The following is a 26707-nucleotide window of genomic DNA, read 5'->3' on the forward strand; positions in this document are numbered from 1 at the left end:
ATAATTTTATAATTGTTTCATGTCATCAAATAGCAATAATTAAAGGGAGCTACTATGTCTGGAGCTAAGATGGCTGGGGACTCGCCGACAGCTGTAGAGGTTGAAGCGAGAAAAGCTTATATGTGGTGTGCGTGTGGTTTAAGTAAAAAACAGCCTTTTTGTGATGGTGCTCATAAAAAATTAAGATTGTTGTAGGGCTGGTAGAGTAATTATTGCCAGCCCAATTTGCTTAAAGCGCTACCAATGAATGCTCTAACATTGAGCTTATTTGCATAATAATTTTTTTTTCGACTTCAGGTTGAAATTGTTGAATTCTAGGAGTATGGATATGTCCTGTTGGGATATCAGAGTTAAGCTGATTTTTTAGTCGAATACTGCGATAAGATATTTCATTCGATAAATAACCGCCGCCTGAGCCACTCACAGCTGTTTGGTGTTCAAGCTCTGTTAGGTTTTTAGCCTTAAAAGTTTTTTCTAAAGTCGTTATTTTATTATTATCAATCACTTTGTAAGGACCTATCGCTTTTTGCATTGCTTGCACCGGCAAGCTAAATTCAACAAACTCGTTACCTGGTAAAAGCCTATCATTGAGTTGTGAGATTATAGGAGCAGTCTTTGAACCACCTGACAAAACATTTAAGTTATCCGGCGCTGTGACACTACGACGTTTACCCGGAAACCTCTCAAGATCAAACTCTTTGCGACCCATACTAACAGTAACTATCATATCAATATTATTTAGAGCGTAATAGGGGGCCAATAAAGCTTCAATAATACCTTGATCAAAATCTTTATAACGTACCGGGATCATCACGGTATTTATTTCAGCTGTGATGCCTTTATATTGAATTATTTGACCATCCATTAACAGCGCTGCTACGCCAGAAGGATTGCTTTGATTAATATTTTTATCTAATAAAAAAGGGTCAAAACCAGTTAATAAAATCTTTTTCATTGTGCCTTGTGTGTAACTTAACTCTGTGCGACCTCTAGAGCCTTGCTCTAAAATATCAAGTAAAGCTGTTTTTTGGGATTGTGAGACCTTAAAACTAGGCGCTGTTTCTCTTAAAATTTTACTGCTTAATAATCTTGTCCAATATAATGGTCGATCATCAAAGCTGTTACTTTGGGTAATTTGTCTTTTGGCTTTAAGCCACATATTCTGTGAATACTCTGTAACTAATTTTTCTGCATCTATATATTTAGTTACTTTTGACCATTTATTTTTAAAATCATTTATATCAGTAGTAAAAGTAGACATGACATCAGGCATGACCTTCATCGCTTTTTCTATTCGCGCTTCTTCTATCGTTAATGGTGTTGCAAAAGCATTTAGACTTAATAAAGATAAAGCAATTAAAGATGTTTTTATGGTCATATTGATTCTTATGGTTAATATTTTATATTTGCTAGTATCGCATTTTGTGACTCATTATTACATGGGAGAGGTAGAAGATTATTTGAACATAATCCTACTAACCAATCCGGCTGTTTTTCTGTATCTGTCATTTTTTTCACTCCTGATATTTGTGCATTTTTTGCGACGTGACCAAATACCACGCGATATTTAATAAATCAGGCCTGATTTCAGGTTTATTTTCTTTTATATATGAGCTTAAAGAGTTTGAAGTTGATTTATATTGAGCTGAAAATATTCAAAGTGAGAAAACATTTATAGATAAAATCAAACGTGCTTTTGTGTGCAATATCAAATTGGAGTAGTGCATTTTTAAGCTACGTATACCCCATTATTGTTATCTAACATTAAACATCTTTAATCTAGGTTATTCTAATTTAAAAATTCAGTGTTAGACTGACAGATAATAAAAAATATAATAATAAAAACAACAAGGAAAGGTTTCAAATGTTATTAGAAAATTTAAAACAACAAAAACATTTTAAGCTTTTAGGCGAAAAAATAACGCTCACTACCGAAAAAATATTACATCTGTTTGACCGCGTTTTAGCGGGTCCACGTAATATCATGACTGCATGGCATAAATTACATGCTAATCAAAAAATATATGTCGTCGCTTTAGGGTTAGTTATTGCTTATGCAGATGAGATTTTTACAGGTCAAGAAGATTACATTTCTGTTGTGGGTTGCATCGCTTTAATTGCGATGGCAAGAGAGCTATGGAGTTTATTTACCAAAATCTGGGATACTATGTTTGGTAAGAGTATTGTGCTTGTAATGTATGCCATAGTTGCAAACTTTACACTGTCACTTTCAGCACAAAAAATTAATATTATTGTTGGCGTAGCACCTTCAGAGTTAATCTATACTCAAGGTTTAACAACTTTAATGATGTTACCTTTTTGGATTTTATTATTGAGTGTATTAGCACTTACTTTTGTTTTTGTTGGCGCGCAATTTAAAAGCGTGTTTTTTGGTTTATTAAGATTTTTACGGTTACACCATATCAAACCTGAAAATAAAGAGCATTTTTCAGGTCTCTTTTTATTGATAAGATTGATTATATTGCCTTTAGTTATAATGACTTTAGCGCAAGGTTTAACTTGGTATAGTCAAAAAATCCATATTCAAAATCTATCATTTGATATCACTGATTTATTAAGTAAAGAGCAAAAAATAAATTTAGAAGCAGAAAAAAATGATGCAAAAAAAGAATTATCAGCAGAGCTTGAAGCTGAATTTGGAACTGGATTAGATAAAAGTGCAATTACAGTGATTGAGAGTCAAGTTAAAGTGAGTGAAGAAGATGTTGCTGCAGCTGTAAAAGAAATCGCACCAAAAGAAGTTAAGGTGTTTAGATTAGGTGGAGATATTGACCTGTCCTCATCAGAGCTAACTTTATTTGATCGTGCTATTGCAAGTTTTGTGTATCATTTTGAGGCATTTGAATTTTCTCGTTGTAAAATTTCTAAAACAGAGCGTGCAGTGCCATTAAATGAAAATGATATTTTAGTAGTCGAAAAAGACAATTCTGATATAGGTTTTAAATTTAGTGCAAGGCTGTGTGAGCTTAAGTAATAAAATAAAGAGGGTAAGCTTGTCTTATTACCTTTAACAATTAAATGTGGTTATAAAAAAAGGAACGAATTTTTTAAATTAATTTTTACATTTGAAATCAAACCTTTTTGAACTTATCTGCGACTAAATATATATCTAAACCACTGCAAAATGCAGCTTTCAATTATATTGAAGTGGTTTCGATTTAAATGTCACGGATAAAATAATGGAACATTATGACTTCAACAACAAAAATACTCGCAATTGGTTTGCTATTTCAAAGTAGCACTTCTTTTGCCGCTAAAGTAGATCTAACTCAATATCAGTTATCACATCAAAAGAAAGAGATTTCAGTTGAAAATGCACCCAGATTAGATGTGCGTTGGGGTATTACTCAAGATATGGTACTCAATGCCACAATCAACCCTGACTTTTCACAAGTTGAATCAGATGCAGGCAATTAGCTGTTAACAGTACTTATTCGTTATTTTTCCCAGAAAAACGTCCTTTCTTTTTAGATGGCGCATCTTACTTTAATACATCTCGCTTTAACTTTGTCCATACACGAAACATTGCAGTTCCTGTTGTGGGCGTAAAGCTAACAGGAAAAAGCAGCGAGCATAGTTATGGTTTAATGGCTGCCAATGATAGTGATACCTCTTTTTTAATACCTGGCAATGAGGGTTCAGATTTAGCAACTTTAGATCAAAAATCTGAAGTCATGATAGGTCACTATAAAATGGATGTTGGCGAACGAAATAATGGAGGCGTACTGGCAACAGCTAGAAATTCAGATAATTATAATAATACCTTGATGTCAGTTGATGGTCATTACTGGATAAATGAGACTGATAATATCAGTTATCAGTTTGCCCATGCATAAACCGATAATACTGAATATTTACAAACAGAATATGATATTGATGAGCGAAGTAAAAACTTTTCGAGTCAGCTTATTTATTCTTATATAATTAATCCTCAAACTCTATTTTACTTAGGTTATTCTGATTCAGGATACCAAGATGATGATTTGCAAAAAATTCAAAGAGATCAACGTACTTTATTTACAAAATTTAGCTATGCATGGCAGTTATAGCCTGTAATAAAGTTAAAGATATGAATTTTGACATAATCCCTTACATCTAAATAATATTAAATTGAAATTTATTCCTTAATATCACTCTCTTATTGAGAAGCTTATTAAGGAATAAATAAAATGCAAAAAGATGGATATAATTGGTACCTTAACGCTTCTCCTTTCAAATTAATCACTCAAACAAGTTGGCTGTTGTTTGCAGCTATTTTTGCGTTGTTGGCTTATGAAGTTGTTGAGTCAGCAATCATTGCTAAACATGGTGATAATTCTTTAGCTTTATTTGGTTTTATTTTACCGGTAACAACTTATTTAAGTGCAACAGCCATCGCAATCGCGATCCGCTCAAATATGGTATTAGTTAAATCCCATCACGCTCAAGGGGAGTATATTACCTCATTGATGTTATGGGCTGGTTTGACTGCTATTTTAATAAGTACTTTGTTTTATTTTTCTAAAGGGGTTTTGTTATCTTTACTGGGTTTTGATGTTTGGTTAAGTCAATTTTCAATGCAAGATCAAGCGATATACCATACTCAAATAACCTCATATCTCGATTTTAAAATTTACGCTTTAATTGCATTATTTTTTATATGGCAGATCTGTACAATTTTAAGAACATTAGGCTACCACAAACGCTCAGCATCACTCATGTTAGGTTGGATGTTATTTAAGATATTTATATTAGTTTGGATTATCGATCCAAAAAGTACACAATTGATAACGCAGTTAGGTCAACTTCATATTATATCTGACATGATTTTTGCATTATTAGGCTTGATATTGCTTGCTCATAAAAAGGAATTTTGTTTTCAAACCATTAAGTTCGATATTATATTTAAAGATAAAAAAACAAGCGTGATCTTGATGTTACAACAGCTAATACCGCCTTTATCTTTGGCCTTTTTAATGGCACTTGTTGCAAGAGTTGATGAAAGTCAGTTAGGTGTATTTTCACTGGTGTTTAGGTTAGAGCCTTTATTATTAGTATTGCCTATGGTACTAACAGCTTCATTGCCCGCCAGTGTAGGTTTAAATTTTTGGTCTGGTAACAAGCGCTGCTGTTATCAAGTTTTAAAACTCTCTTTTATATTTATAGCGGTATTTCAACTGATTATTGCTGTTTTAGTTAATGTATATATGTCGCAATTGATAGATGTTTTATGCCCAAATTGCGAACAAGTTAAAATGATAAAGAACTATTTAGCGCTTTTACCTTTTGGTTATATAGCGTTAGGCATGGTTGTTTTATATCCATCTTGCTTAAATGCAATTGGTAAACCTAATCAGGCGTTTATAATACTGATACTTCATCGAATGGTTTTAATTCCTATCTTTGTATTGTTAGCTTTTTTTAGTGGCCAGCAGAATAATATGTATTTTGCCTTATTTTTTGCCCATATAGCGGCGGGTTTATTTGTATTTATTCATTTTAAAAAAACCATGTCCTCAGAAGCATATAAACACCAAGAAATGAAATACACAGCTGATAAAATCGAATTAGATCTTCATGATCAATCTCTTTGAAACGCTGATTATATTTGAACATATTCGATTTTTATTTTTAAAAAGGGTTGACTCTAAACCAGTAATCTTTATAATTTATCTCGCTTGAAAGTACGTTTATATTTATGCTACACCATTACGATGTCTTTAGTAGTACCTCGTCCTGTTTACATAAGTAATGCAACATATTTCAGCTTTAATTGTCTTCATACGAAGGCTTAAATTACTCTTGAATAAATAGGAAGATATTATGTCTACTACAACTACTGGTACAGTAAAATGGTTTAACGAATCTAAAGGTTTCGGTTTCATTGAGCAAGAAAATGGTCCTGACGTTTTTGCACATTTCTCTGCAATCGTAAGCGATGGTTTTAAAACTCTTGCTGAAGGCCAACGTGTATCTTTCTCAGTAACTACTGGTCAGAAAGGTCCTCAAGCTGAGAACATCCAAGCTCTTTAATTTGCATTGCAAATTATAAGCTTTAATCTCGTAAGAGATTAGAAAAAGGCAAACGAAGGTTTGCCTTTTTTAATACCTACGATTTACTAGCTACTAGTTCCTTATGATCAAAATCATCTACATTTATTGTTAATAATCGACCTATTTCGGCTTGCTCTAAAGCATGAGCTTCATCTAATGTTATAACTTCAAGCTCTAGCCCTATTTTCGCTATTTTATCCAAAGCCATAAAGGGCAGTTTTTTACCTTTAGCTGAGCAGACTTTCTCAAATATAGGCTCTACTGCTAAAATATCTTTAAGTATTTGTTCTTGTCGACCAATAAGGTTTTTTGGTTCATCAGCCAAATATAAATAGTTAGCTAATCGACTTCTCGTTTCACTGGGTACTTGAAGAATATGTGCAATTGCATGCTCTAGCTTATCGGTAGGTTTCCTAATAGGACGCCCCCAAGGAAATAGAATTATTTTTAATAAACCTCTCAACGGTGCTAACGGCATATTGTTTATTAGATCGGCTAAAGCGCGTTGACAATGATATAAATGATTTTGGCAGCTCCAATGCAGCAAATAAAAATCCTCACGTTTTCGACCTTCATCGTTATAGCGTTTTAATGTTGCACTCACTAAGTAAAGGTAGCTCAGTAAATCACCTAATCTCGCTGAAATGCGCTCTTTTCTTTTTAAAGAACCGCCAAATACACTCATGCATACATCAGACATTAAGGCCAAAGAGGCACTAAACCGAGAAGCACTTTTATAAAAAATCTGTGTTTCGTCTTTATAGGGGGCACTAGATAATTTTGCGCCTGTTAGTGACAACCAAAAGGTTCTAAAAAAGTTTGAAATCGTAAAACCGACATGACCCAATAATGCTTCATCAAATGCTTTGATTGCTTCATCATTATTTTCAATATCACAAATTTGTAATTCAGTTAAAACAAATGGATGACAGCGTATCGCACCTTGACCATAAATAATCATATTACGAGTGAGAATATTAGCGCCTTCCACTGTGATAGCAACAGGCGCACCTTGGTATGCGCGGCCTAAATAGTTATTTGGCCCTAAACATATGCCTTTACCACCATGTATATCCATTGCATTATCTATGGCTGTACGCATTTGTTCGGTAAGGTGATATTTAATAATTGCAGATATAACTGAAGGTTTTTCACCTAAATCTATGGCTCCTGTAGATAAAGACACTGCAGCATCTGAACTATAAGCAAAACCAGCCAGTTCTGCTAAAGGCTCTTCTATGCCTTCCATATGTCCTATGGGCAATCTAAATTGACGACGAATTCGGCTATAAGAGCCACTGGCGATAGCTGCAGCTTTTATGCCTCCAGCAGAATTTGAGGGCAGGGTAATTGCTCTACCTACTGATAAACATTCAACGAGCATTCGCCAGCCTTGTCCTGCCATTTTCTCACCGCCTATTATAAAATCAATAGGCACAAATACGTCATTGCCGCTTGTTGGACCATTTTGAAATGGCACATTTAGTGGAAAGTGACGGCGACCTATCTCAACGCCCTCTAGCTCTGTTGGAATTAATGCGCAAGTGATCCCCGGAGCGGTATCTTTACTTAATAAACAATCTGGATCTTGCAGTTTAAATGCCAGGCCTAATACTGTTGCAACTGGGGCTAGGGTTATATATCGCTTATTCCAAGTGAGTCTTATGCCTAAAATTTCTTTACCTTGCCAATCTCCATGGCAAACAATGCCAAAGTCAGGAATGCTGCTAGCATCAGAGCCAGCCTCAGGTGAGGTTAATGCAAAACAGGGAATATGTTGTCCGCTAGCAAGTCCTGGTAAGTATTCTTGTTTTTGTTTATCTGTACCATAGTGCTGCAATAACTCACCTGGTCCAAGAGAGTTAGGTACACCCACAATAGAGGATAGCAACATAGATTTGCTACTGAGCTTTTGCAAAACACAGGATTGTGCAAAAGCTGAAAATTCAAGGCCTCCGTATTCTTTTTTTATTATCATGGCAAAAAACTGATTATCTTTAAGGTATTGCCATACATTTTGTGGTAGGTCGGTCAATTCATGGGTTGCATGCCAGTCATCTAGCATGGCGCACACGGTTTCAACAGGACCTTCTATAAATGTTTTTTCTCGAACTGTTAATCTCGGCACAGGATATTGATGAAGTTTTTTCCAATCTGGATTACCACAAAACAAATCAGCTTCCCACCAAGTGGTACCCGCTGCAATGGCCTCTTTTTCTGTTTTAGACATAGTGGGCGTAATACGTTTAAAAACTTTAAAAATAGGTCCTATTATATATTGATGACGTAAACTAGAGACCCATAAAGGTAAAGTCACAACAATAAAAATCAACCAACTCAATGTTGAAAAAGCACCCATAAAAGAGCCTATTAATAAAATTAAAAGCGATAGTCCTAAGCAGGTATTTAAATTTGATCTGTGGTAACTGGCAATAGCAAGTCCTATTAATAAAACAATTATGAAACACATTGTCATTTTTTAATCCCTCTAGCGCGTAGATTTATATAAAACTGTGTTAGTTATCATTTTAGTCTAGCGCATAAACGGGTGCACAATAGTGATGATTACTCAATTATTTTGGGGCTACTTTTAGAAGCACATAGAGATATCGGTTAATAAATAATTAATTTTAGTAATTCTTTCTGTTGCTATTAAAGGGACTGTTGCGTATTTTGAATCAATACTCAGTTTTAATAAATTAATTTAAGTGGAAAACATATGAATAAGAAAACCACTTATTTTCAATTTTGATAGGAGATTTATCTTGCTTGATATCGTTGCGCTTTTTATAAAAACTAACCAATATAAAACATTTCATGAAGCATCTGTGAAATTAAATATCCCATTACCGACCTTACAAAGAAGGATCAGAAAACTCGAAGATAATTTGTCATTGGCATTATTTTACAGAGAGAAAGGGCGTTTGCGGTTAACTGAACCGGGCAAAAGCTTTTATAGTCATTGCTTAACACATGTTGAAAATTTACAAAATATCTTATGTAATTTTATGAATGTGAATGAAGACAAAGTCAGTACAATTAAACTTATTGCCCCACAAAACTTTATAAAGAGTGTTTATTTTTCTGGGGTAATCAATCAATTCACAATTTTATATCCCAATATTAAAATACATATGATGCTATCTGATGAACGCCTTGATTTAAAAAAAACCGAATTTGATTTGGCTATTAGAATTGGTTTGTTAGAAAGTTCACAAAATATATGTAAAGTGATAAATCAAATGACTTTTGTACTGGCATGTTCATCTAGTTTGATTGAGAAATATGGTTTACCCAAGAGTTTTAAAGACTTAGCACTATTGCCACACATATGTTGCTCTCTATTTGATAATTGGTCTTTTAAAGCCATGAATGGTGAAAAAGTACTGTTTAAACCGCAAACCGATTTTGTGTCAAATGATATTGAAATGTGTGCGTTATCTGCTGTTGAAGGCAGAGGGGTATATTATGGTCCTGAATATTGTTTATTACCTCACTTAAACGATAAAAGTTTAGTAAAAATATTAACGCATTTTAAGCCCATCAAACGAGATATTAACTTAATTTGGCCAGATAAACTTATTCCGAAAAGCACAAGAAATCTAATTGATTTCTTAAGTAAATCGTTAAAAGGTGTTGATATATAGGCTCTAAAAACCATTTTTTGATGTCAATATGAACTTTATGGTTAATTATTGAACTTTAAAAACAACTTATATTTTTGAAAAATCAATTTTCAGTTATGTCTGTATTAAAAAATAGAGAGATATTTAAAATCAAACTGGTCCAAAATTAAACAGGTTTTTAATTAATAAATGGACGCAGTTTATATATGATTTTATAAAGGAAGTATTTTAAATGAAAAAAATAATACCAATCTTGCTATTAGGGCATACAAGTATCGTAAGCGCCAATTCTTCAATAATCTATCCTGACCAATTACAATTTGAAAATCTAGGGGCGGGATTATGCTCCACAGACAACAGGTTAATCACGCAATCTGAAGCGCAAATCTACAGAAATGATATCGTTAATAAAATGGGAAAATGGCAAATCACAGGCCTAGCTGATGGCTGGGTCATTATGGGTTCAGGTTATGCTGGTGAAATAAAACGTGACACGGCTTGGCATTCTTTGTGTTACCCTAAAGATCCAATCAATGAAATTCCGGTATTGAGTGCGCTTAAAGTTTCACCTGGTAGTCAAAGCCAAATTGAATGGGATTTAGTAAATCAAAAAGATCAACTTATTATGCCTCTTTCATATTTAGCGCATTATATGGGGTTCGCATGGGTCGGTGGCAACCGTTCTATTTATGTTGGTGAAGATATGGAAGTCATAAAATCTGGTTCTGGTTGGCAGATCAAAGGGTATAATGGCGGCAGTTGTTCTGGATATCGTTGTGATGAGAAAAGCACAATTAATGTTTCTAATTTTGAATATGTAATGGACACTGAATCATATAAGATAACTGGAGATGTCGTGTCTGCAGATAAAGAATTGATACGCACAATCACAGTCCCTGCATTTAACGATACATCAGTTGAACAAATGTCAGTGGTTACAATCGAATATGATGCTTCAACTAATTGGTCAAAAACAAATGATTACAGCATATCAGAGTCTGTCACTTTATCTAATACTTGGAAATCCCCCTCAGTTACTGGTGGATCTGATACGTCATTATCTGTGACGATATCAGCAAATCAAGCATGGGGAACAAGTAATGGCGGATCAGAAAGTGAAAGAGTTGTTGTCCAAGCCAGAACAAATATTCCAGCCAATACTAGCTTGAATGCAAAAGTTGATTTATTTAAATCTTCTATCTCTTATCCGTATGAATTTGATGCTGATATTACCTATGATGTATCTATAGATGGGTTTATGCGTTGGAGTGGCAATGGCTTATTAAGTCATCCTGATAATAGACCTAATGAAAATGCGAACTTTGTAATTGGTCGTTGGGCCGGTCAAGAAAAAAGTATTCCATACCAATGGGAGCATAGATATATTCCAGGTGAAAATAAAAAGTGGGATTGGCCTTGGATGATAGAGCAAACAAGTTTATCAACAATGCAATACTGGTTAAGTAACGTTTTAAGACCTAAAAAAACAACTTTAACTGGGCATTTTTATGCACAAAGTCAATTTGCTGGCAATATATATTTCGGTGATGAAAGTCCGTTAATTAATAATATAAGCGCTTTAAATAATGAACAGTCAAATACTCAAACTGTTAAACAGCAGTTAGAAGATGCGGGTTTAAAAAATGTAGTGGTTAAAATTGAAATGATTGATTTATAGTTAAATCAACACTGGGTTCACATTTAAGAGCGGACCCAGTGTTTTAGTGGTATTTAAAAATCTAAGATCTCAATATGACTGTCAATATTATCTTTTAAATGTTTTAACGTTTCTTGATTTTGAGTGGATAGATAACAGACTTTTAATCCTTCATTTAAATAGTGTTTAAACTGATCATAATTATTATAATTTCTTACTTCACGTTCTGCATCACGGCGAACTAACTCGATAATATCATCACCTATATCAGTATCATAAATCGCTATATCTGACTTTTGCATGTGTCGTAATGTGCCCATTGTTAGCTTGTCTGGGTGATCAGGTGTATTAATAATATATAACTCAGCAGGAGAGGCGATATTGGTTGTTTGATCTATCAAAGTTTCAAAAAGCTCTGGTAGAGAACTGGTATTCTCACTTTTGCTTGATGAGAAGAAGCTTTCCCAAAAAGTGCGTCTTTTAGACACATTATCAAGTTTATCTTTTACTTGTTGGCGTTTTGAGCCTGCAAATGACGCGATTGCACCTAAATTTTGTGGGATCAGTGTTTCTAACTTGGCTCGCCAGTAACGCAGCAATACTGGAGATTTTCCTTCACTAGACATCGCAAATGTCATTGGTGTTCTGTCAACAATCGATGGAGTAATAAAATGACAAAGATCTGGACTATCAACTACATTTGCTAACACTTTAGCCATTTTAGCATCTTCATTGATTTGTTGATTAAGTTGCGCATTTTCAGTTGCAACGAAAACTAATTGTTTGTCATTTAGTAATGATTTTTCATAGAGACCATTAATGTATTCTATTTTATTTGTTTTTGCTAAATGTGTCAGGCTCGTTGATAAGTCGGGGGAAACAACGGTTAATTTAGCAGGGCATTTGAGCATAAGCTCAACTTTTCTAGTCGCAACTTCACCGCCACCTACGACTAATACATTTAATTGTTCGCCATCTAGAAAAATAGGGAAATATTGCACACAAATTCCTTGGTAATTTAGCTCGGTTTGCTTAAATGCAACAAACCGAGATATTTTTAATGGCTAGTGCCACGTTCGTAATGTGTTTTGTTATATACATTGTACTTACCAGAAGGTTTTTTCATAGGTAAACGTTTAATTTCTTCCAATGTATTAGCATCATACACGATCATAGCGCCCTCGTTGTGCCAAATTCTTAATAAAACGTATTTTCCATCTTTAGTAAACTCAACATGAGCTGCTGTTTTTCCTGAATATTTTGGGTTGTAAAATACCATTTATCGCCGTTTTCTTCTTTGGTCAAGAAAAGGCATATTAATGAGACTGTTCAAAATGTTAGCACAAGATACTGATACAGAATGGGAATTTATTGATGGTAGTTATGTTAAAGCACACCAACACAGTACAGGTGCTGCATCTAAACACGAGCAAGCGATAGCATTAAGTCGTGGTGGTAATATCAGTAAAATTCATTTAGCTGTTGATAGTTATGGTTTAGCGATTGAATTTATTATTACAGATGGTGATGTTCATGATAGTAAAGTAGCAAATGAGTTGATTGAATTATTGCCTCAAAGTGCTCTTGTTATCGCTGATAAAGGCTATGATAGTGCTGCTATTAGAAATAAAGTACGAGAGAGAAATTAAAGCCCTGTCATCCCCAGAAAGCAAAACTTAAAAACAGGTAATGGTGATATAGATTGGTGTTTATATACATATAGGCACTTAGTTGAAAATGCATTTGCAAGACTGAAACACTTGCGTGCTATAGCGACAAGATATGATAAATTGAAGTTGCAGTTTGAAAGTATGTTAGCACTCGCGTGTGTAATGATTTGGCTTCCAATGTGAAAGATCAACAGCCCCTAGTGAATTTAGTGGAATATGGCATATATAGAAGAATAAATTATAAAAATAGGTTCAAACTTAAACATATAAATTAGAAATAAAACATTGTAAATATATTGAGTTACTAACATAACTAATTAATAGTAAATAATTATATTTTAAAATCTATTAATGAATCTTAAATTACCTAGTACATTTAATAACATTGTAAATCCAATAACTTTCTCGTTTTAAATTTATATTATTGAATTGCTTCATAGGCAAACATTAGTCCTTTAAAATGGATTTTAGGGACTATTTATTAATGATTAAAGAAAGCTTAGTTCTAGCCCTGTAATCGATTATAGGAGAATCGTATTAGAAAAAATTTTAAGCCGAGTTTATAAGTTTAGGTACATTATAATTAAAGGTATTTATTATTAAGAAAACAAAAATTGTTATTTAATCATGTGTATGCCAAGAACAGAATATAATAAAATATCTGAAAAACTGCTCAATGATATTGATCCTCAGTTACAAGCCAAAGAAGAAAAAATTCAAAAAGAAATACTTGAAACCTAAAAAACTTAAAAACAAATGGTCGACGATTTTTATATTTTTATAAATGAAAATTGGGCTGATACCACAATCAAAGGGTCAGTTCTGATCTTAAATCGCAATTTACTACCTTATATAAGTGATGAACTACTTCCTTTTGATTTTGATATTGATCAAGCCAGAGAAATAATTTACAGGGTTTATAATAGAGGGGCGCAAGAGCAAGCAAGATTGTTACGAAGCATCATAATGTCATTGTTCAAGTTCGCAATTGATTTTGATAATTCACCAGAGCAATATAAAAAACCCGATGTGTATGGAGTAAAAATAAATCCTGTTCGCGACATTGCATTTAAAACCCCTGAAAATGTATGTGATCGTTGGTTAGATGAAGAAGAAATTTATAAATTATGGCACGCTACAAACATACCTTTACAAACACATAACTTTTTAAAGCTCTCACTTTGCCTAGCTGGTCAAAGGGTAATGGAGCTTTATCACTCTAAAGCCGAGGAATTTATTTTTGACGAAGAAATAGGAAATACATTTACTATTCCAAAATCACGAGTAAAAATTAAAAGGCGTGGTGAACATTTAATACCTATAAGCCATTTAGCCGAACCCATAATTAAATCTCTTATTTTAAATCTTGGTACAACAGGTTATTTATTTCCGCACAGAGATAAAGCCGACGAACCTGCTCACATTTCAACTTTAAGAATGGCGACTCAAAGATGGTGTAAAAATAATAACTTTAAATTATTTACTCCTAGAGATATGCGGAGAACATGTAAAACATTAATGGGTAAAGCAGGTATCAGCAAAATAGAAAGAGACATACTTCAGCAACGGGATAAAGGTGACGTATCAACATTACATTATGATAGATATGATTATATAAAAGAAAAAAAATAGCGATGGATATATGGACACAGTATTTAGAAATTATTTTAAAATTAAATAAAAATTAACGATTTAATTTTTTTGTACAAAAAAACGTTTAATTGGTTTTATATTGAGCAAATTAATAATTGCATTTTTAATAACAATTAAATCACAATAAATAAAACACAATATTTCTGCATTATGAAAATGTTTCCTGGACATGAAGCATACCAATCAAATACTCAGTAGTTTAATAAGGATATTACTACTGAGTATTTATACAGTTTTTTTGCATTTTAGGTATACAAAAAGTAAATTGTATCTTTACTAAAATTTAAATGGATCGAGTAAAGATGGAAATTTCAAATAACAACATTAAACAGTATCAAAAAATCGAACCTGTTAAGGTTGAACAGAAACAACCAAAAGAAGATCAAAGTGAAAAACTACAAGTTTTAAAAAATGACACTTTAACTTTGAGTGTTTCTGCTCAAAAAATAAATAGTGAAATTTTAACTTACGGTGCTGGTAATGGCGGGGGAGCTGAACCACCAAAAGTCAGTCCTCAAAATGGCGGTGGTGTTGAGCCACCTCAAGCAGAGAGTAATTAGAATATGTATGCTGATTTTTTTGTATTACTTGGCTGGCTTATTAAAGCTTTAGAGGTAACTGTTTTGATAGCTATTATATTATTAGCTTATCAAATAACTGTACGCTAGGGGCTATAGGCGCTGCCGAGGAGTTAAAGCTAATTAAGCTAGGTTTTAACAAAGATAAAATTGATGATCTTAAACAAGGTAAAAAGATCATCTTTGAAGATGTGATTGTAAAGGTCGTTAATGGAGAATTGACCATTTTAGAAGGTCAAACATTAATTGATGAAGAAAAACGCTTAGATATTGAATGGACAGCCCAAATGAATGCATTGAAAGCAATTCCCCCTAGGGTAATGACATTTGATCATACTGAAAGAGATAAGATTGATAGATTTACATTGAATGACAAATGGAGAAGGTCCGGCTTTTCAATTTACATGATGAATTCAGATGATTGGGCTCAGGCTAAAGAGTTGATTGAGTTGAGTTATAGCTATGCAAACATTGATGGCCGCGAAAAAATATCACCAACAATAAAAGAGCATAAAGATTTTTATCATGCTGACATCATTGGTGATAGAGATTTAGCTATGTTGGTGCTCAGTGGTGAAGCTTCATTGATGGACCAAATAGAACAAGATTTCTGGTTAGCTGCTTAGTTAAGTATAGCTAATTCATTACTAGGAACGTTTCTAATTTATGCATATTTTCGTACCCAAAAGTGAGATATTGACTATTTACAACTTTTGTATTTTTTATATACTATTTTTATTTAAACATAATTTAAGGATTGAATATGTTCGATGATTTTTTAGGGAAAAAAGTCCAAATCTCTACTGGTATTAATGGGGAGCTTAGAGAGTTTGGCTATACACTTGAGAGTTATGAAGGAATGGTTATCCACTTAACAGATGTTAATAATAATTCGAGGATAATTAATACAGCCAATGAAGACTTTTATTGTATGGAACTTGAGTTGTGATCAATAAGAAAATTGAATATTCAACTTAACTCGGGTGCTTGTCTATGAAAACGAATAGACTTAGTTACAACACCTTCGATTTGAAATTCATCATTAGAAGAAAGGAGGTCTCTAACCTCCAGCCCCCACACCACCCATCATGCGGGTCCGCAATGGGCGGTTCATCTCCCGTAATGAATCTTTATCCAAACATCTCTTAATGATACGAGTCCTTGTTTAGCCAAAAAATCATTGTTGATCGCTATATTGATCCCTTTGGTTTTTGAGCTTCTACAAGGTCCCTTACTTGTGATGCAACATGAAATAGCTAAATACTCACTCCTAGTTTAATTAAACTTCTCACCTTTGTTCGTGCCTTTTGCCATTGACGCCAATAACACATACGCAATCGACGTCGTATCCAAGCATCAAGATCAACCGCGAGTTGTTAACATTGGCTATCAAAAAGTAATACCCCCAACCACGTAAAAATTGTGTGAGTTTATGAATTTGTAGTGTCATAGATATACCCCAATTACGATTGGTGAGCTTCCTGATTTTCTCTTTAAATAACTTTAAAGCATTGTCATGTATTTTCACCTGTCCGTAAAGAAAGGTAAAACCGCACTTGAAACCCACGGCTACACCAAAACAGGTGCAGGGCCGCCAATTATAGATGCGGCATTTAAAGGTTATAAAGAAGCATCAAAAAGTTTAAAAGATAGTTTGAGGCCTATTGTCGGTTAAACTAAAATTGTTATTTAACTATGTGTATGACAAGATCAGAATATAGTTTAATTTTTCCATGCTTAAAGAATCTTAACTGGTACCACATATGAGACCATTTAATTGATTTTCATTTTATTTTAAGCTTAACTAATTGTAATTTAGAAGGTTTTAGTTTTATGTGCGAGCTTTTAGGCATGTCTGCAAATGTACCAACAGACATTTGTTTTAGTTTCTCTGGTCTTTTAGAGAGAGGCGGTAATACAGGACCTCATAAAGATGGCTGGGGTATTACCTTTTACGAAGGCAAAGGCTGTCGTACATTTAAAGATCCATTGCCTAGTTGTGAATCTGAAATCGCAAAATTGGTAAAGCATTATCCAATTAAAAGTCGTTCTGTAATAAGTCATATACGTCAAGGTAATCGAGGTGAAGTATGTTTAGAAAATACTCATCCATTTACTAGAGAACTTTGGGGTAAAGAAATCACCTATGCTCACAATGGTCAATTATCTGGTTACGATGATTTAAATCCTGAATTTTATCAACCAGTGGGTGATACTGATAGTGAATTGGCATATTGCTGGATTTTAGATGAAATTCGTAAAAAGTTTACTGAAAAGCCAAAAGATATGGCGCCAGTATTTAGATATGCAGCCCAGTTAGCTCCTAAGCTGAAGGCTAAAGGTGTATTTAATATGTTACTGACAGATGGTGAGTATGTTTTAGCATATTGTACTAATAATTTACATTGGATCACGCGTAGAGCGCCATTTGGTAAAGCGTCTTTAATTGATGCTGATGTAATTATTGATTTTCAAAAAGAAACAACACCTAATGACGTAGTGACTGTGATTGCAACTAGGCCACTGACTGAAGATGAAGATTGGCATAAAATAGAAGAGGGTGATTTTAAATTATTTAAATTAGGTGAGTTGGTTTAATCAGTCCAATACATATTAAGAGTAATCTAAATCAGGTAGGCGGGTATTTACATAAAGTAGTAGAGTAATGCAGGAGCTATTACCAATCATCCGCGCATTTTGATTCAGAAATGTAACGGAGTAAAAACGGGACTGAAGTCCCGTCTACGAATTTATTTTTTATCAAGATTTCTTAGTTTAAAGACTTTAACTGAATATCAAACTGCTCTACACCTTTTTCACCTTTCCATGTTCTTACCATCATGTAATCTAAAGAAGGTGCAAACCAGACTGTTACTTGGCGTTTGTCGTTATCGTATAGGCGTTTTACCTTAATTGTTTCAACATTACCAATAGGTAGCGTAATTGTCTCTTTACCTATTACCTGAAACTTATAATGACGAACACGGCCTTTTTTATCTACTAATGGGTAATCAAATTCAGTTTTACCTTCTTGAACATCACGGCGAAATTGTACTTGATAAGAAATGCCATCTTGCAGTGCATCATCCCAAATAAGTTTTAAAGGGAATTTTTCTTTGTTACTGAAAACTTGCTTGTTCTGGCGGTCAAAACTGATTTTATAGTTTTTATCTCGTCCTGTACCTGAACGGATCATTTGATATTTAAGTGGAGATACTTGGGCATCAAAACAAGGGAAAGTGGATATTTCGGTGCGTTTATCAGAGAAAATCATCCATTCAATATCGCTTTCGTAGCTGATACGGCAATGTTTATCATCTAATTGTTTGAAAATGCGAGTTGCTTGACCGTAACGTTCGCCTTTGCGAAGTACATCATATTTTGCGGTATACTCTTTGATAGCAGTAGATGAAGTATCTGTACTGGTATTGGCAAAGCTAGGGGTAATCACTAAGGTGCTTAAACTTAGTAAAGCACCTTTGAATTTAAAACTGTTTTTAAGCGTAGTTTTCACCGTGTGCAGGAAGTTTTTTATTATCAAAAACTGCATATTCTTCTTCCATTTTTAGTCGTTGTTCACTGAACCACTGAACCACTAACGGATAGATGATATGTTCTTTTTGATGAATACGCTGCGCTAATGAGTCTGCTGTATCTTCAGGTAAGATATCTATCTTAGCTTGAAGTACAACGGGACCACCGTCTAATTCTTCAGTTACGAAGTGAACGCTAACGCCATGCTCTTTATCATTTGCATCTATTGCACGCTGGTGGGTGTTCAGCCCTTGGTACTTAGGCAACAATGAAGGATGAATGTTCAACATTTTTCCTTTATATTTTTGCACTAAGCCAGGGGTTAGAATACGCATAAAACCAGCTAATACAACTAGATCTGGTGTAAAGTTGTCAATTTTTTCCATTAAGGCACTATCATAAGCTTCGCGAGACTCAAATTCTTTGTGATCTAAGACCACAGTTTCAATCGAAGCTTTCTCAGCTCTTTCAAGACCATATACATTTGGACGGTTGCTGATCACAGCGACTATGTCGCCGTTGATCTGCTGTTTCTCACACGCATCAATGATAGCTTGTAAATTTGATCCGCTACCAGAAATTAATACTGCAATGCGCATTCGATTCATTACTTAGTGCCGCCTACGATATCTACTTGCTCTTCGCCTTCAACAGCATCTTGGATTTCACCAATGTGCCAAGCGTTTTCACCTTGTTCTTTTAAGATGTTTAAGCTGTTTTCTAACTCGTTAGCTGGAACAACTAAAATCATACCTACGCCACAGTTAAATGTGCGGTACATTTCGTGTGTTGTGATATTACCTTTCTCTTGTAACCAATCAAAGATTGCAGGCCATTCCCAGCTATCACCTTTAACTACAGCTTTTGCTGATTCAGGCAATACGCGAGGGATGTTTTCCCAGAAACCGCCGCCAGTGATGTGTGATAGTGCATGTACATCAACAGACTTTAATAGCTCTAATACAGGCTTAACGTAAATACGTGTCGGCTCAAGTAAATGCTCGCCTAAAGTTTTACCAGAAAATTCAGCTGAAGTATCAGCACCAGATACTTCTAGTACTTTACGTACTAAAGAGTAACCGTTTGAATGTGGACCGCTTGAACCTAATGCGATTAGTTGGTCGCCAGATTTAACTTTAGTACCATCGATGATTTTTGATTTTTCAACGATACCAACACAGAAACCTGCGATGTCGTAATCTTCGCCTTCGTACATACCTGGCATTTCAGCAGTTTCACCACCAGTTAAAGAACAACCAGATAGTTCACAACCAGCGCCGATGCCAGTTACAACATCAACAGCAGTATCTACGTCTAATTTACCCGTAGCATAGTAATCTAAGAAGAATAAAGGCTCAGCACCTTGAACAATTAGATCGTTAACACACATAGCAACTAAATCGATACCAACACCTTGGTGTTGCTTTAAATCGATTGCTAAGCGTAATTTAGTACCTACACCATCTGTGCCAGCTACTAATACAGGTTCTTTATAACCAGCTGGAATTTGGCATAAAGCACCAAAACCACCAATACCGCCCATTACTTCAGGACGTTTAGTTTTTTTTACAACGCCTTTAATACGTTCAACAAGTACGTTACCAGCATCGATATCAACGCCCGCGTCTTTGTAGCTAAGAGACTGTTTTTGTTCGCTCACAGAAATTCCTCAACATTTAGTATGTGGTGGATGGTCTTTAAAGGCGCGCATTTTACCTTAATTGTTTCGCACTCGCTAGTATTTTTAGCGTAATCGCTAGCTTAATTTTTACAAGGGTATAAGGACTTTTGTCCGGTAGCTAGATTGGCTTGAATTTTAAATATTAAATACCCATAAATTAATTATAGTTATTTAGGATTTGAGAATGATAAATATATTTTTAACTTTTGTTTTAATTATTTTTGTAGTGCTCTACTGGCAATGGAATAAAATCAAAAACCATTTTTGGCAAAAAAAATATATTGGTCGAACTTTAACAAAAAGCCAAAAAAAACTGCTATTAAAAGTGATGCCCATATATAGAAATATGACAAATGATGACCGCAGCAAGTTAGAGCAGCATATTTTATGGTTTTTAGACAATATTAGCTTTTTAGGCCGAGATGGCTTAAAAGTGAATGCGGGTATGCGCTTAGTTGTTGCAGCGAATGCGTGTTTATTGGTATTAAATAAAACTTGGCCTATTTATAAAAATGTAAAACAGGTGCTGCTATATCCCAGTGCTTATTATGCCCAAGAAAATAAAAAAGATGGCGCAGGGCTTGTTAGTTTTCATGAAACTGTAAGGCAAGGGGAGTCTTGGCCAGGTGGTACTTTAGTGCTTTCGTGGCATGATGTGTTAGAAGGCAACCGATTACCTGAAGATGGTCATAATTTAGTATTTCATGAATTTGCACATCAGTTGGACCAGCAAACAGGCTTTACCAGCGGTACGCCTCAGTTAAAAACTCAGAGTTTATATAAACAATGGGGGCAGGTTTTTAATCGCGCTTTTAATCAATTAAAAACAAACTTAGCTTATGGTATGCCCAATGTGATTCACCGGTATGGTGCAACTAATGAAGCTGAGTTTTTTGCAGTATTAACTGAAACCTTTATTGAAAAACCTGCCCAGTTACAAAATCAAGACCCAGAGTTATATCAGCTTCTGTTGGCGTATTATGAATTTGATCCTAGGCAGTGGGTTTAACTTTAAATATCAAAATAAGGTTTAAGTCTTTAAAACTTTAGATATTGCTGCTTTTAGCTCATAAAGAGTTGCCTTTCGTCCATCTGATGACATAAGAATGATGATTATGTCATTATCGAAATCATTATACTTAATGGCGTGGTGGCTTGGATTACTACCGTTATGGCTTAATTGAGTTAATCTCTGTTTATTATTGACTGTAAATGTTCCAAAATCAAAATATGCTCTGTGGGGATTACCGCTTAAACCTGGTGCTATTATAACTTTTTTTAAGTGCTCTCTATCAATGAGTTTATTCCCCCAGAGTGTTTTTTCCCATTTATACAAATCTAATGCTGTTGTATAAATTGTTAGTCCAGATATTGCTGTGGGATAATCACCAAAAGTTATTAATTTAGTATTAGGGCTTATAGCGGTTTTATTAAAAGTACTCGTCATATTTGCAGATACAAAAAGGGTGTTTTTCAAATGGCTTTTAAAAGGTGACCTTATGATGCTCTCTACGATTAATGCTCTTAAAACTACATTTAAATTTGTATACAAATAATCTTGGTTCGGTTTGAACTCTAGTGTTTTTATTTCACCTATCTGTTTTATGATATCTGTTGTTGTAATATTAGCGTGCCACTTTACTTTTGGCATACCACTTGTGTGGGTTAGAATGTTCTCGATAGATATATCATTCGCCCATTCAGGTAGGAAAGTTAAATACTGTGATATTTTATCTTCATATCTTAATTTCCCATTCATTTTTAATTGCATAATAACAGCAGTGGTAAATTCTTTAGCAATTGAACCAGGGCTTAATCTATGTTCTTTGGTAAGAGGCTCCTTTTTGTGTTTGTCAGCATACCCATATGATTTGTGAAATAGGATGTCGCCATGTTTTGCAACTAATACTGTACCATTGAAGTTGTTATCTTTATTAGCTGTAGTTATAAATTGTTCTATTTTATTTTGGTATTGATTATTTTCTGCAAAAGCATATTGTGTTGAGAAAAGTAATACTAAAAATAATAGCTGAATCGTGAGTTTCATTTTTTTCCTTTTTTTGAACGATAAAGTGGCAGCTTTTTAGATTTTAATCTACTGCCAAGTAAACAATTAAGTATTTACTATCTACTGAAACTTAATAGGCTCTAAAGTAATAGTATGCGATTGCACTTTTTCACCTTTAAAGAACGCTAATACACGTTCTGATATTTCAGGAGCAGTCATAAATACATTATGGCCGCCACCTTCAACTGTGATCATATTGGCATTGCTAAAGTTTGCCGCTAATTCAACTTGGCTTTGATATAGTGTTCTGCCATCTAAAGTACCTGATACAAATAATGTTGGAATATCAGAATGAAGCTCTTCTCTAAATTCATTTCCTAAGTCAGTTACAGGCAATACAGCGTTAATATCTGGAAATGGGAAGTTTGTGGTTCTGCCAACTAAAGCTGTTTTAGCTTGTTCTTGAACTCTTGACCACCGTTTTTTAGAAATACCAGAAGCGGCATCCATTGCTAGACTCATAGGCGTATGTTCTGCTGACATACCTTTTATATAAGCAATATATGAAGCGATTTCTCCAAACTGATTGTTTTTCATATCAGTAACGATACGTGGTAATTGCATTAAATATTTAGGGTCCATTAAAAATATAAAGCTTAAAGCAAACTGCATATCAATTTTACCTATGCCTACGATTAACGGTTTTTTAGTTCTAAAATCTTGCGTATTAACAACTTGTGGTGATGCTTCAAGATTTTTTAAAACACCAGTTAAATCTCCAATAAAATCAGGATACCTATCTTTAGTCGCTGGGTTTGTTTTCAACATTAAAGATACTTTTTCTATTAAAGCCTGTACTCGAGCAGGCTGTTTAATTGTATGATCTAACCCTTCTAAAGATGCTAAAACCATTTGGTTTATTATCTCAGGGTGATATTTAGCTGCAGTAAAAGCTAAGTGTGAGCCATAGCTTATGCCCCATAGATTAATCTTATCTGTATTGAGCGCTTTGGCTAAATCAACTAAGTCAGCCGCATTTTGTTTTGTATTGTACCCATCTAAATCTATATTTTGGTTTTGCCATTGAGTGACACATTTTTTAACATCAGATACCGTTTGTACCATGAGTACTTTTTCATCTGATGGTATTTTTAAATCAAAAGAGGTCGCTTTACAGCTTTTTAAATCATTTGACAGTCCAGTGCCACGCTGATCAAATAAAATGACATCCGAAGCCCCACGTAATTTATTAAAAAGTTCAAACCGTGAGCGTTTAGCTGTACCTGTAGCTGATCCTCCTGGGCCACCGGATAAATATACAATGGGTTTACCGGGTGTTTTACTGGTTGTTGGAAATTTTACATAAGTTAAAGTAAGCTCTCTTGAATTTGGATTGTTTCTATTTTCAGGTACTTTAAAAGACCCTATTTGGGCATTTACCTTTTGTTGTTTGTAACCAGTATATTCATAAGGTGATAGTTCTTCTGAATTGGCACTTAGTTGGGCTGATACAATTAAAGTAATAGGTAATAAAACGTGAGAAAGTAATTTCATAATAAAGACTCTGTTTGTTAATTTTGAGTCAAGTGTAATGTTAAAAAGAATGCTTTTATTTACAATTGCACCAATGACACTGGTGTATCACCAAATGCATTTATCTTTGGAATAAAGTAGTTACAATAGAAAAATGAAAATATATCACTTATTAATTACTTTAGTATTTTTGTTATTAAGTACAAAAGCCATAGCCCAAGAAATCAAAACACAAGAATCTAAAGTACAAGCATCAGAGTACTTTCAGGTGTTAGGTGAGGGAGCGCGCGTTTTAAATGGCACGGTTAAAAATTGTCACGATAAACATTTAGATGATAGTCATTGGCCTAAATTTTATTTATCCCAAATGAGTGAATACCAGCATTACTGTATTCGAATACCTATAAATATTAATCAACCAAAAATCCCTCGATATACTGTTTTACGCGCTTTATTTTTAGGTTCTGCCACTTTTTATTGGGATGGTAATTACATAGCAGATAAAGGAATACCAGGATTTGATTTAAATTCTGAGCAGGTTGGTCCGATAGAAATGTCAGTGCCTTTATCTCAACATGAATTATCACAAGGTCAACACTTATTGAGCATTGAACTGTCTACATATAGTCATTTAGAAGATATGCATTCTATTTACTATGGCATGTTTTTAACATCCAATAATGGTCGGCAAGCTATCAATTTCCAACAAAAAATAATCCCTTTAATGCTTGGCGGTGCCATGTTTTTATTAGCAGTATTTTTTGCTTTAGTATATTTTTTATATGAAAAAAGGCCTGCTTTTATCATTTTTGGTTGTTTATGTTTTTTTTCAGGGACTTTAATTGGTTTAGAAGTCATAAAGTATTTTTGGAACTATCCTTGGGACTTTCATATTTTAAGACTTAGAATTATTATTTTAAATGTATTATTAACAGCTATGACTTTGATTGCTTATTACCTGTTTTATTATCAAGTAAAAAGAAAAGCGATTTGGTTTAGTTTTACGTTACTTAGTTTTATTGCTTTGGCAGTATTAGCACCTAGTTACGATATTAAAAGTTTATCAATTTTTGTTTTGGCTCTAGCTATCTCTCTGTTAATTAATCTAAAAGCTTATAGAAAAAAGCAACCAAGTTCATTCGTGCATTTGAGTATATTAATTGCAGGTTTTATATTGATGGTTATTTTACCTTTTTCATTTATTGATAAATGGTTTGCTGCTTTATTTTCTTTTATCGCTTTGGCTAACTTATATAGTTTAATGGTACAGTTTGCTCATGAAAGGTCAAAGGCGATGCAATCATTAAGGTTAGAAGCGCAAATGTTAAGACGAAACCTGCAACCCCATTTCTTAATGAATAGCTTGACTTTAATTGTGGAGTGGGTTGAAACACAGCCAAAACTTGCAGTTAAATTTATAGATGCTTTAGCTGATGAATTTCGTTTATTAAATACTATGTCTCATAAAAAGTTAGTGCCTTGGTCCACAGAGATGGCATTGTGTCAAAAGCACTTTAAAATAATGCAATATAGATATCAAAAACAAATACAGCTCAATATTGAGGTGACAGACAATGACTTTTTTATTCCACCAGCGATTATTCATACACTCATCGAAAATACTTTTTCTCATAACCGAATAAAGAATGGTGACTGTTTTGATATCAAAATAAGTATAAGCAACTTAGTTAAAATAAAAATCATCACACCATTTAGAAATAAAAATCATCAAGGCACAGGTATAGGAGAGGATTATATTAATACTAGATTAATCGAGAGTTTTAATCATAATTGGCTTTTCGAATCAGTTGCAAAAAATGATACTTGGCAAACAAACATTAGATTCCCTTTGATAAAAAATATTGAATTAGGTAAGGAAAGTTAATGCATATTGTCATTGTTGAAGATGAACCTATTATCGCACAGCGTTTAAAGAGACAAATAGAGGAAATACTTGAAGCTGAAAAACCTAACATTAATTGGTTTGATGATATTGAAGATGCTAATGAATATTTAACACAGCAGAGCATAGATTTATTGATATTAGATTTAAACTTACATGGTGAAAATGGCTTTGATTTATTAAAAGATATTTCAGCGCAAAGTTTTCATACTATTATTGTATCTGCATATAGTGATCAAGCTATCACCGCATTTGAATATGGCGTACTTGATTTTGTAGCCAAACCTTTTCAAAAAGAGCGGTTGGAGGCTGCGTTAATACGATTTAACGATAAAAGTAGCCATGCCAGTAATGAACTAAAACAACTGGCAGTAAAAAAACATGATGGTTTATCTTTTATTAAAATAGCTGATATTAATTTTATTAAGGCGGATGGCCATTATACACAATTACATACGAATTCTGCTGAGATTGCTTTACATGACAAAGCGATAGATAAATTAGCTATGTTATTACCAAATCAATTTATTCGTGTTCATCGCTCTTATATTGTTGATATTAATAAAGTGGTAGCGCTTAAAATTGGTTCAGGAGCGAGCTATCAATTATTAATGCAAGATAATAATGAAGTCCCTGTGAGTCGTAGTCGTTATCAAGAAGTAAAATCTTTACTTTCTTAATCCCTCAAAGTTTAAACTCTCTTTAAAAATGCATTAAATCCTGCCTATGATAATTGACTAATCTATCGTTGATTTTAGGTGATTCAACGATATTGATAGAAATTCTCTGTTATTGGTGTTCAAATCAAAA

At 33.9% G+C, this 26707-nt stretch carries 27 protein-coding genes and 1 pseudogene; 18 read left to right on the forward strand and 10 right to left on the reverse strand.

Annotation, left to right across the window (positions count from 1 at the left end):
• Positions 1-54: 54 nt before the first annotated feature.
• Complete coding sequence (locus PSA_RS09600; protein WP_082305690.1) at positions 55-195, forward strand: CDGSH iron-sulfur domain-containing protein; 141 nt, start codon at positions 55-57, stop codon at positions 193-195.
• 34 nt (positions 196-229) lie between these two features.
• Here PSA_RS09600 and PSA_RS09605 read toward each other — a convergent pair whose 3' ends face one another.
• Positions 230-1378: a hypothetical protein gene (locus tag PSA_RS09605; RefSeq protein WP_042144853.1), complete on the reverse strand. Its 1149-nt coding sequence runs from the start codon at positions 1376-1378 to the stop codon at positions 230-232.
• A 486-nt stretch (positions 1379-1864) separates the two neighbouring features.
• Between PSA_RS09605 and PSA_RS09610 the strand changes: the two genes are divergently transcribed.
• From PSA_RS09610 to PSA_RS09630, 5 genes are all read left to right on the forward strand, one after another.
• A complete protein-coding gene (locus PSA_RS09610; protein ID WP_042144854.1) occupies positions 1865-2995 on the forward strand; it encodes a hypothetical protein in 1131 nt (376 codons plus the stop codon).
• A 215-nt stretch (positions 2996-3210) separates the two neighbouring features.
• Complete coding sequence (locus PSA_RS09615; RefSeq protein ID WP_042144856.1) at positions 3211-3438, forward strand: DUF5916 domain-containing protein; 228 nt, start codon at positions 3211-3213, stop codon at positions 3436-3438.
• Positions 3439-3560: 122 nt separating this feature from the next.
• Positions 3561-3857, forward strand: a complete 297-nt coding sequence (locus tag PSA_RS09620) for a hypothetical protein (RefSeq protein WP_042144858.1) — start codon at positions 3561-3563, stop codon at positions 3855-3857.
• Positions 3858-4190: 333 nt separating this feature from the next.
• Complete coding sequence (locus PSA_RS09625; protein ID WP_042144860.1) at positions 4191-5594, forward strand: MATE family efflux transporter; 1404 nt, start codon at positions 4191-4193, stop codon at positions 5592-5594.
• A gap of 229 nt (positions 5595-5823) precedes the next feature.
• A complete protein-coding gene (locus PSA_RS09630) occupies positions 5824-6033 on the forward strand; it encodes a cold-shock protein (RefSeq protein ID WP_042144863.1) in 210 nt (69 codons plus the stop codon).
• A 76-nt stretch (positions 6034-6109) separates the two neighbouring features.
• On the opposite strand, the gene fadE is transcribed toward PSA_RS09630, so the two are convergent.
• A complete protein-coding gene (gene fadE, locus PSA_RS09635; protein WP_042144864.1) occupies positions 6110-8530 on the reverse strand; it encodes an acyl-CoA dehydrogenase FadE in 2421 nt (806 codons plus the stop codon).
• 289 nt (positions 8531-8819) lie between these two features.
• On the opposite strand from fadE, the gene PSA_RS09640 reads away from it, so the two are divergent.
• Both PSA_RS09640 and PSA_RS09645 read left to right on the forward strand, forming a co-directional pair.
• Positions 8820-9701 carry a LysR family transcriptional regulator gene (locus PSA_RS09640; protein ID WP_042144867.1) on the forward strand — a complete coding sequence of 294 codons (882 nt, stop codon included), beginning with the start codon at positions 8820-8822 and terminating at the stop codon, positions 9699-9701.
• 211 nt (positions 9702-9912) lie between these two features.
• Entirely contained in the window at positions 9913-11358 is a 1446-nt protein-coding gene (locus tag PSA_RS09645) for an aerolysin family beta-barrel pore-forming toxin (protein ID WP_042144869.1), read from the forward strand.
• A gap of 53 nt (positions 11359-11411) precedes the next feature.
• Here the strand turns inward: PSA_RS09645 and PSA_RS09650 are convergent, their stop codons facing one another.
• Both PSA_RS09650 and PSA_RS27155 read right to left on the reverse strand, forming a co-directional pair.
• Positions 11412-12338, reverse strand: a complete 927-nt coding sequence (locus PSA_RS09650; protein ID WP_042144871.1) for a bifunctional precorrin-2 dehydrogenase/sirohydrochlorin ferrochelatase — start codon at positions 12336-12338, stop codon at positions 11412-11414.
• Positions 12339-12394: 56 nt separating this feature from the next.
• Positions 12395-12616, reverse strand: coding sequence for a cytochrome D1 domain-containing protein (locus tag PSA_RS27155; protein ID WP_042144873.1), 222 nt, complete (start codon positions 12614-12616; stop codon positions 12395-12397).
• Here PSA_RS27155 and PSA_RS26295 point away from each other — a divergent pair.
• The 5 genes and pseudogenes from PSA_RS26295 to PSA_RS09680 form a co-directional block, all read left to right on the forward strand.
• Positions 12609-13190, forward strand: a pseudogene (locus PSA_RS26295) (IS5 family transposase); the annotation flags it as partial. The gene PSA_RS27155 and the pseudogene PSA_RS26295 sit on opposite strands and share 8 nt — an antisense overlap.
• A gap of 573 nt (positions 13191-13763) precedes the next feature.
• Positions 13764-14639 (forward strand): site-specific integrase, encoded by an 876-nt coding sequence (locus PSA_RS09665; RefSeq protein ID WP_052379949.1) that lies wholly within the window; start codon positions 13764-13766, stop codon positions 14637-14639.
• A 323-nt stretch (positions 14640-14962) separates the two neighbouring features.
• Positions 14963-15220 (forward strand): hypothetical protein, encoded by a 258-nt coding sequence (locus PSA_RS09670; RefSeq protein WP_059364897.1) that lies wholly within the window; start codon positions 14963-14965, stop codon positions 15218-15220.
• A 236-nt stretch (positions 15221-15456) separates the two neighbouring features.
• Entirely contained in the window at positions 15457-15864 is a 408-nt protein-coding gene (locus PSA_RS09675; protein WP_127924100.1) for a hypothetical protein, read from the forward strand.
• Between the two features lie 137 nt (positions 15865-16001).
• Positions 16002-16187 carry a hypothetical protein gene (locus tag PSA_RS09680; RefSeq protein ID WP_042144884.1) on the forward strand — a complete coding sequence of 62 codons (186 nt, stop codon included), beginning with the start codon at positions 16002-16004 and terminating at the stop codon, positions 16185-16187.
• Positions 16188-16494: 307 nt separating this feature from the next.
• Here the strand turns inward: PSA_RS09680 and PSA_RS26845 are convergent, their stop codons facing one another.
• Positions 16495-16569, reverse strand: a complete 75-nt coding sequence (locus tag PSA_RS26845; RefSeq protein WP_337589993.1) for a hypothetical protein — start codon at positions 16567-16569, stop codon at positions 16495-16497.
• Between the two features lie 185 nt (positions 16570-16754).
• On the opposite strand from PSA_RS26845, the gene PSA_RS25185 reads away from it, so the two are divergent.
• Together PSA_RS25185 and PSA_RS09685 are read left to right on the forward strand one after the other, a co-directional pair.
• Positions 16755-16913: a hypothetical protein gene (locus PSA_RS25185; protein ID WP_157575762.1), complete on the forward strand. Its 159-nt coding sequence runs from the start codon at positions 16755-16757 to the stop codon at positions 16911-16913.
• 158 nt (positions 16914-17071) lie between these two features.
• Entirely contained in the window at positions 17072-17836 is a 765-nt protein-coding gene (locus tag PSA_RS09685; RefSeq protein WP_042144890.1) for a class II glutamine amidotransferase, read from the forward strand.
• Between the two features lie 172 nt (positions 17837-18008).
• Here PSA_RS09685 and PSA_RS09690 read toward each other — a convergent pair whose 3' ends face one another.
• From PSA_RS09690 to purM, 3 genes are read right to left on the reverse strand one after another with little or no spacing between them, the layout of a single operon-like run.
• Entirely contained in the window at positions 18009-18689 is a 681-nt protein-coding gene (locus PSA_RS09690) for a DUF3108 domain-containing protein (RefSeq protein ID WP_231665241.1), read from the reverse strand.
• Between the two features lie 46 nt (positions 18690-18735).
• Positions 18736-19380 carry a phosphoribosylglycinamide formyltransferase gene (gene purN / locus PSA_RS09695; protein WP_042144892.1) on the reverse strand — a complete coding sequence of 215 codons (645 nt, stop codon included), beginning with the start codon at positions 19378-19380 and terminating at the stop codon, positions 18736-18738.
• Positions 19380-20432, reverse strand: coding sequence for a phosphoribosylformylglycinamidine cyclo-ligase (gene purM / locus PSA_RS09700; protein WP_042144894.1), 1053 nt, complete (start codon positions 20430-20432; stop codon positions 19380-19382). Before purM ends, purN begins: the two co-directional genes overlap by 1 nt.
• A gap of 205 nt (positions 20433-20637) precedes the next feature.
• On the opposite strand from purM, the gene PSA_RS09705 reads away from it, so the two are divergent.
• Positions 20638-21462 (forward strand): M90 family metallopeptidase, encoded by an 825-nt coding sequence (locus PSA_RS09705; protein ID WP_042144896.1) that lies wholly within the window; start codon positions 20638-20640, stop codon positions 21460-21462.
• A 21-nt stretch (positions 21463-21483) separates the two neighbouring features.
• On the opposite strand, the gene PSA_RS09710 is transcribed toward PSA_RS09705, so the two are convergent.
• The gene (locus PSA_RS09710) at positions 21484-22500 is read right to left on the reverse strand and encodes a serine hydrolase (RefSeq protein ID WP_052379950.1); all 1017 of its coding nucleotides are present in this window, start codon (positions 22498-22500) and stop codon (positions 21484-21486) included.
• 81 nt (positions 22501-22581) lie between these two features.
• On the reverse strand, positions 22582-24015 hold the full coding sequence (locus PSA_RS09715; protein ID WP_052379951.1) for an alpha/beta fold hydrolase: 1434 nt from the start codon (positions 24013-24015) through the stop codon (positions 22582-22584).
• 133 nt (positions 24016-24148) lie between these two features.
• Between PSA_RS09715 and PSA_RS09720 the strand changes: the two genes are divergently transcribed.
• Positions 24149-25879: a sensor histidine kinase gene (locus PSA_RS09720; RefSeq protein ID WP_042144898.1), complete on the forward strand. Its 1731-nt coding sequence runs from the start codon at positions 24149-24151 to the stop codon at positions 25877-25879.
• On the forward strand, positions 25879-26577 hold the full coding sequence (locus tag PSA_RS09725) for a LytTR family DNA-binding domain-containing protein (protein ID WP_042144900.1): 699 nt from the start codon (positions 25879-25881) through the stop codon (positions 26575-26577). Before PSA_RS09720 ends, PSA_RS09725 begins: the two co-directional genes overlap by 1 nt.
• The last annotated feature ends 130 nt before the right edge of the window (positions 26578-26707 follow it).

This window comes from Pseudoalteromonas sp. '520P1 No. 423', from assembly GCF_001269985.1.
GTDB lineage: Bacteria > Pseudomonadota > Gammaproteobacteria > Enterobacterales > Alteromonadaceae > Pseudoalteromonas.

Bases quoted from the DNA above. Each gene is read 5' to 3' on its own strand.
- PSA_RS09600 (WP_082305690.1), top strand. From the start codon at position 55: ATGTCTGGAGCTAAGATGGCTGGGGACTCGCCGACAGCTGTAGAGGTT.
- PSA_RS09605 (WP_042144853.1), bottom strand. From the start codon at position 1,378: ATGACCATAAAAACATCTTTAATTGCTTTATCTTTATTAAGTCTAAAT.
- PSA_RS09610 (WP_042144854.1), top strand. From the start codon at position 1,865: ATGTTATTAGAAAATTTAAAACAACAAAAACATTTTAAGCTTTTAGGC.
- PSA_RS09615 (WP_042144856.1), top strand. From the start codon at position 3,211: ATGACTTCAACAACAAAAATACTCGCAATTGGTTTGCTATTTCAAAGT.
- PSA_RS09625 (WP_042144860.1), top strand. From the start codon at position 4,191: ATGCAAAAAGATGGATATAATTGGTACCTTAACGCTTCTCCTTTCAAA.
- PSA_RS09630 (WP_042144863.1), top strand. From the start codon at position 5,824: ATGTCTACTACAACTACTGGTACAGTAAAATGGTTTAACGAATCTAAA.
- fadE (WP_042144864.1), bottom strand. From the start codon at position 8,530: ATGACAATGTGTTTCATAATTGTTTTATTAATAGGACTTGCTATTGCC.
- PSA_RS09645 (WP_042144869.1), top strand. From the start codon at position 9,913: ATGAAAAAAATAATACCAATCTTGCTATTAGGGCATACAAGTATCGTA.
- PSA_RS27155 (WP_042144873.1), bottom strand. From the start codon at position 12,616: ATGGTATTTTACAACCCAAAATATTCAGGAAAAACAGCAGCTCATGTT.
- PSA_RS09665 (WP_052379949.1), top strand. From the start codon at position 13,764: ATGGTCGACGATTTTTATATTTTTATAAATGAAAATTGGGCTGATACC.
- PSA_RS09670 (WP_059364897.1), top strand. From the start codon at position 14,963: ATGGAAATTTCAAATAACAACATTAAACAGTATCAAAAAATCGAACCT.
- PSA_RS09680 (WP_042144884.1), top strand. From the start codon at position 16,002: ATGTTCGATGATTTTTTAGGGAAAAAAGTCCAAATCTCTACTGGTATT.
- PSA_RS25185 (WP_157575762.1), top strand. From the start codon at position 16,755: ATGTATTTTCACCTGTCCGTAAAGAAAGGTAAAACCGCACTTGAAACC.
- PSA_RS09685 (WP_042144890.1), top strand. From the start codon at position 17,072: ATGTGCGAGCTTTTAGGCATGTCTGCAAATGTACCAACAGACATTTGT.
- purN (WP_042144892.1), bottom strand. From the start codon at position 19,380: ATGAATCGAATGCGCATTGCAGTATTAATTTCTGGTAGCGGATCAAAT.
- PSA_RS09705 (WP_042144896.1), top strand. From the start codon at position 20,638: ATGATAAATATATTTTTAACTTTTGTTTTAATTATTTTTGTAGTGCTC.
- PSA_RS09710 (WP_052379950.1), bottom strand. From the start codon at position 22,500: ATGAAACTCACGATTCAGCTATTATTTTTAGTATTACTTTTCTCAACA.
- PSA_RS09715 (WP_052379951.1), bottom strand. From the start codon at position 24,015: ATGAAATTACTTTCTCACGTTTTATTACCTATTACTTTAATTGTATCA.
- PSA_RS09720 (WP_042144898.1), top strand. From the start codon at position 24,149: ATGAAAATATATCACTTATTAATTACTTTAGTATTTTTGTTATTAAGT.
- PSA_RS09725 (WP_042144900.1), top strand. From the start codon at position 25,879: ATGCATATTGTCATTGTTGAAGATGAACCTATTATCGCACAGCGTTTA.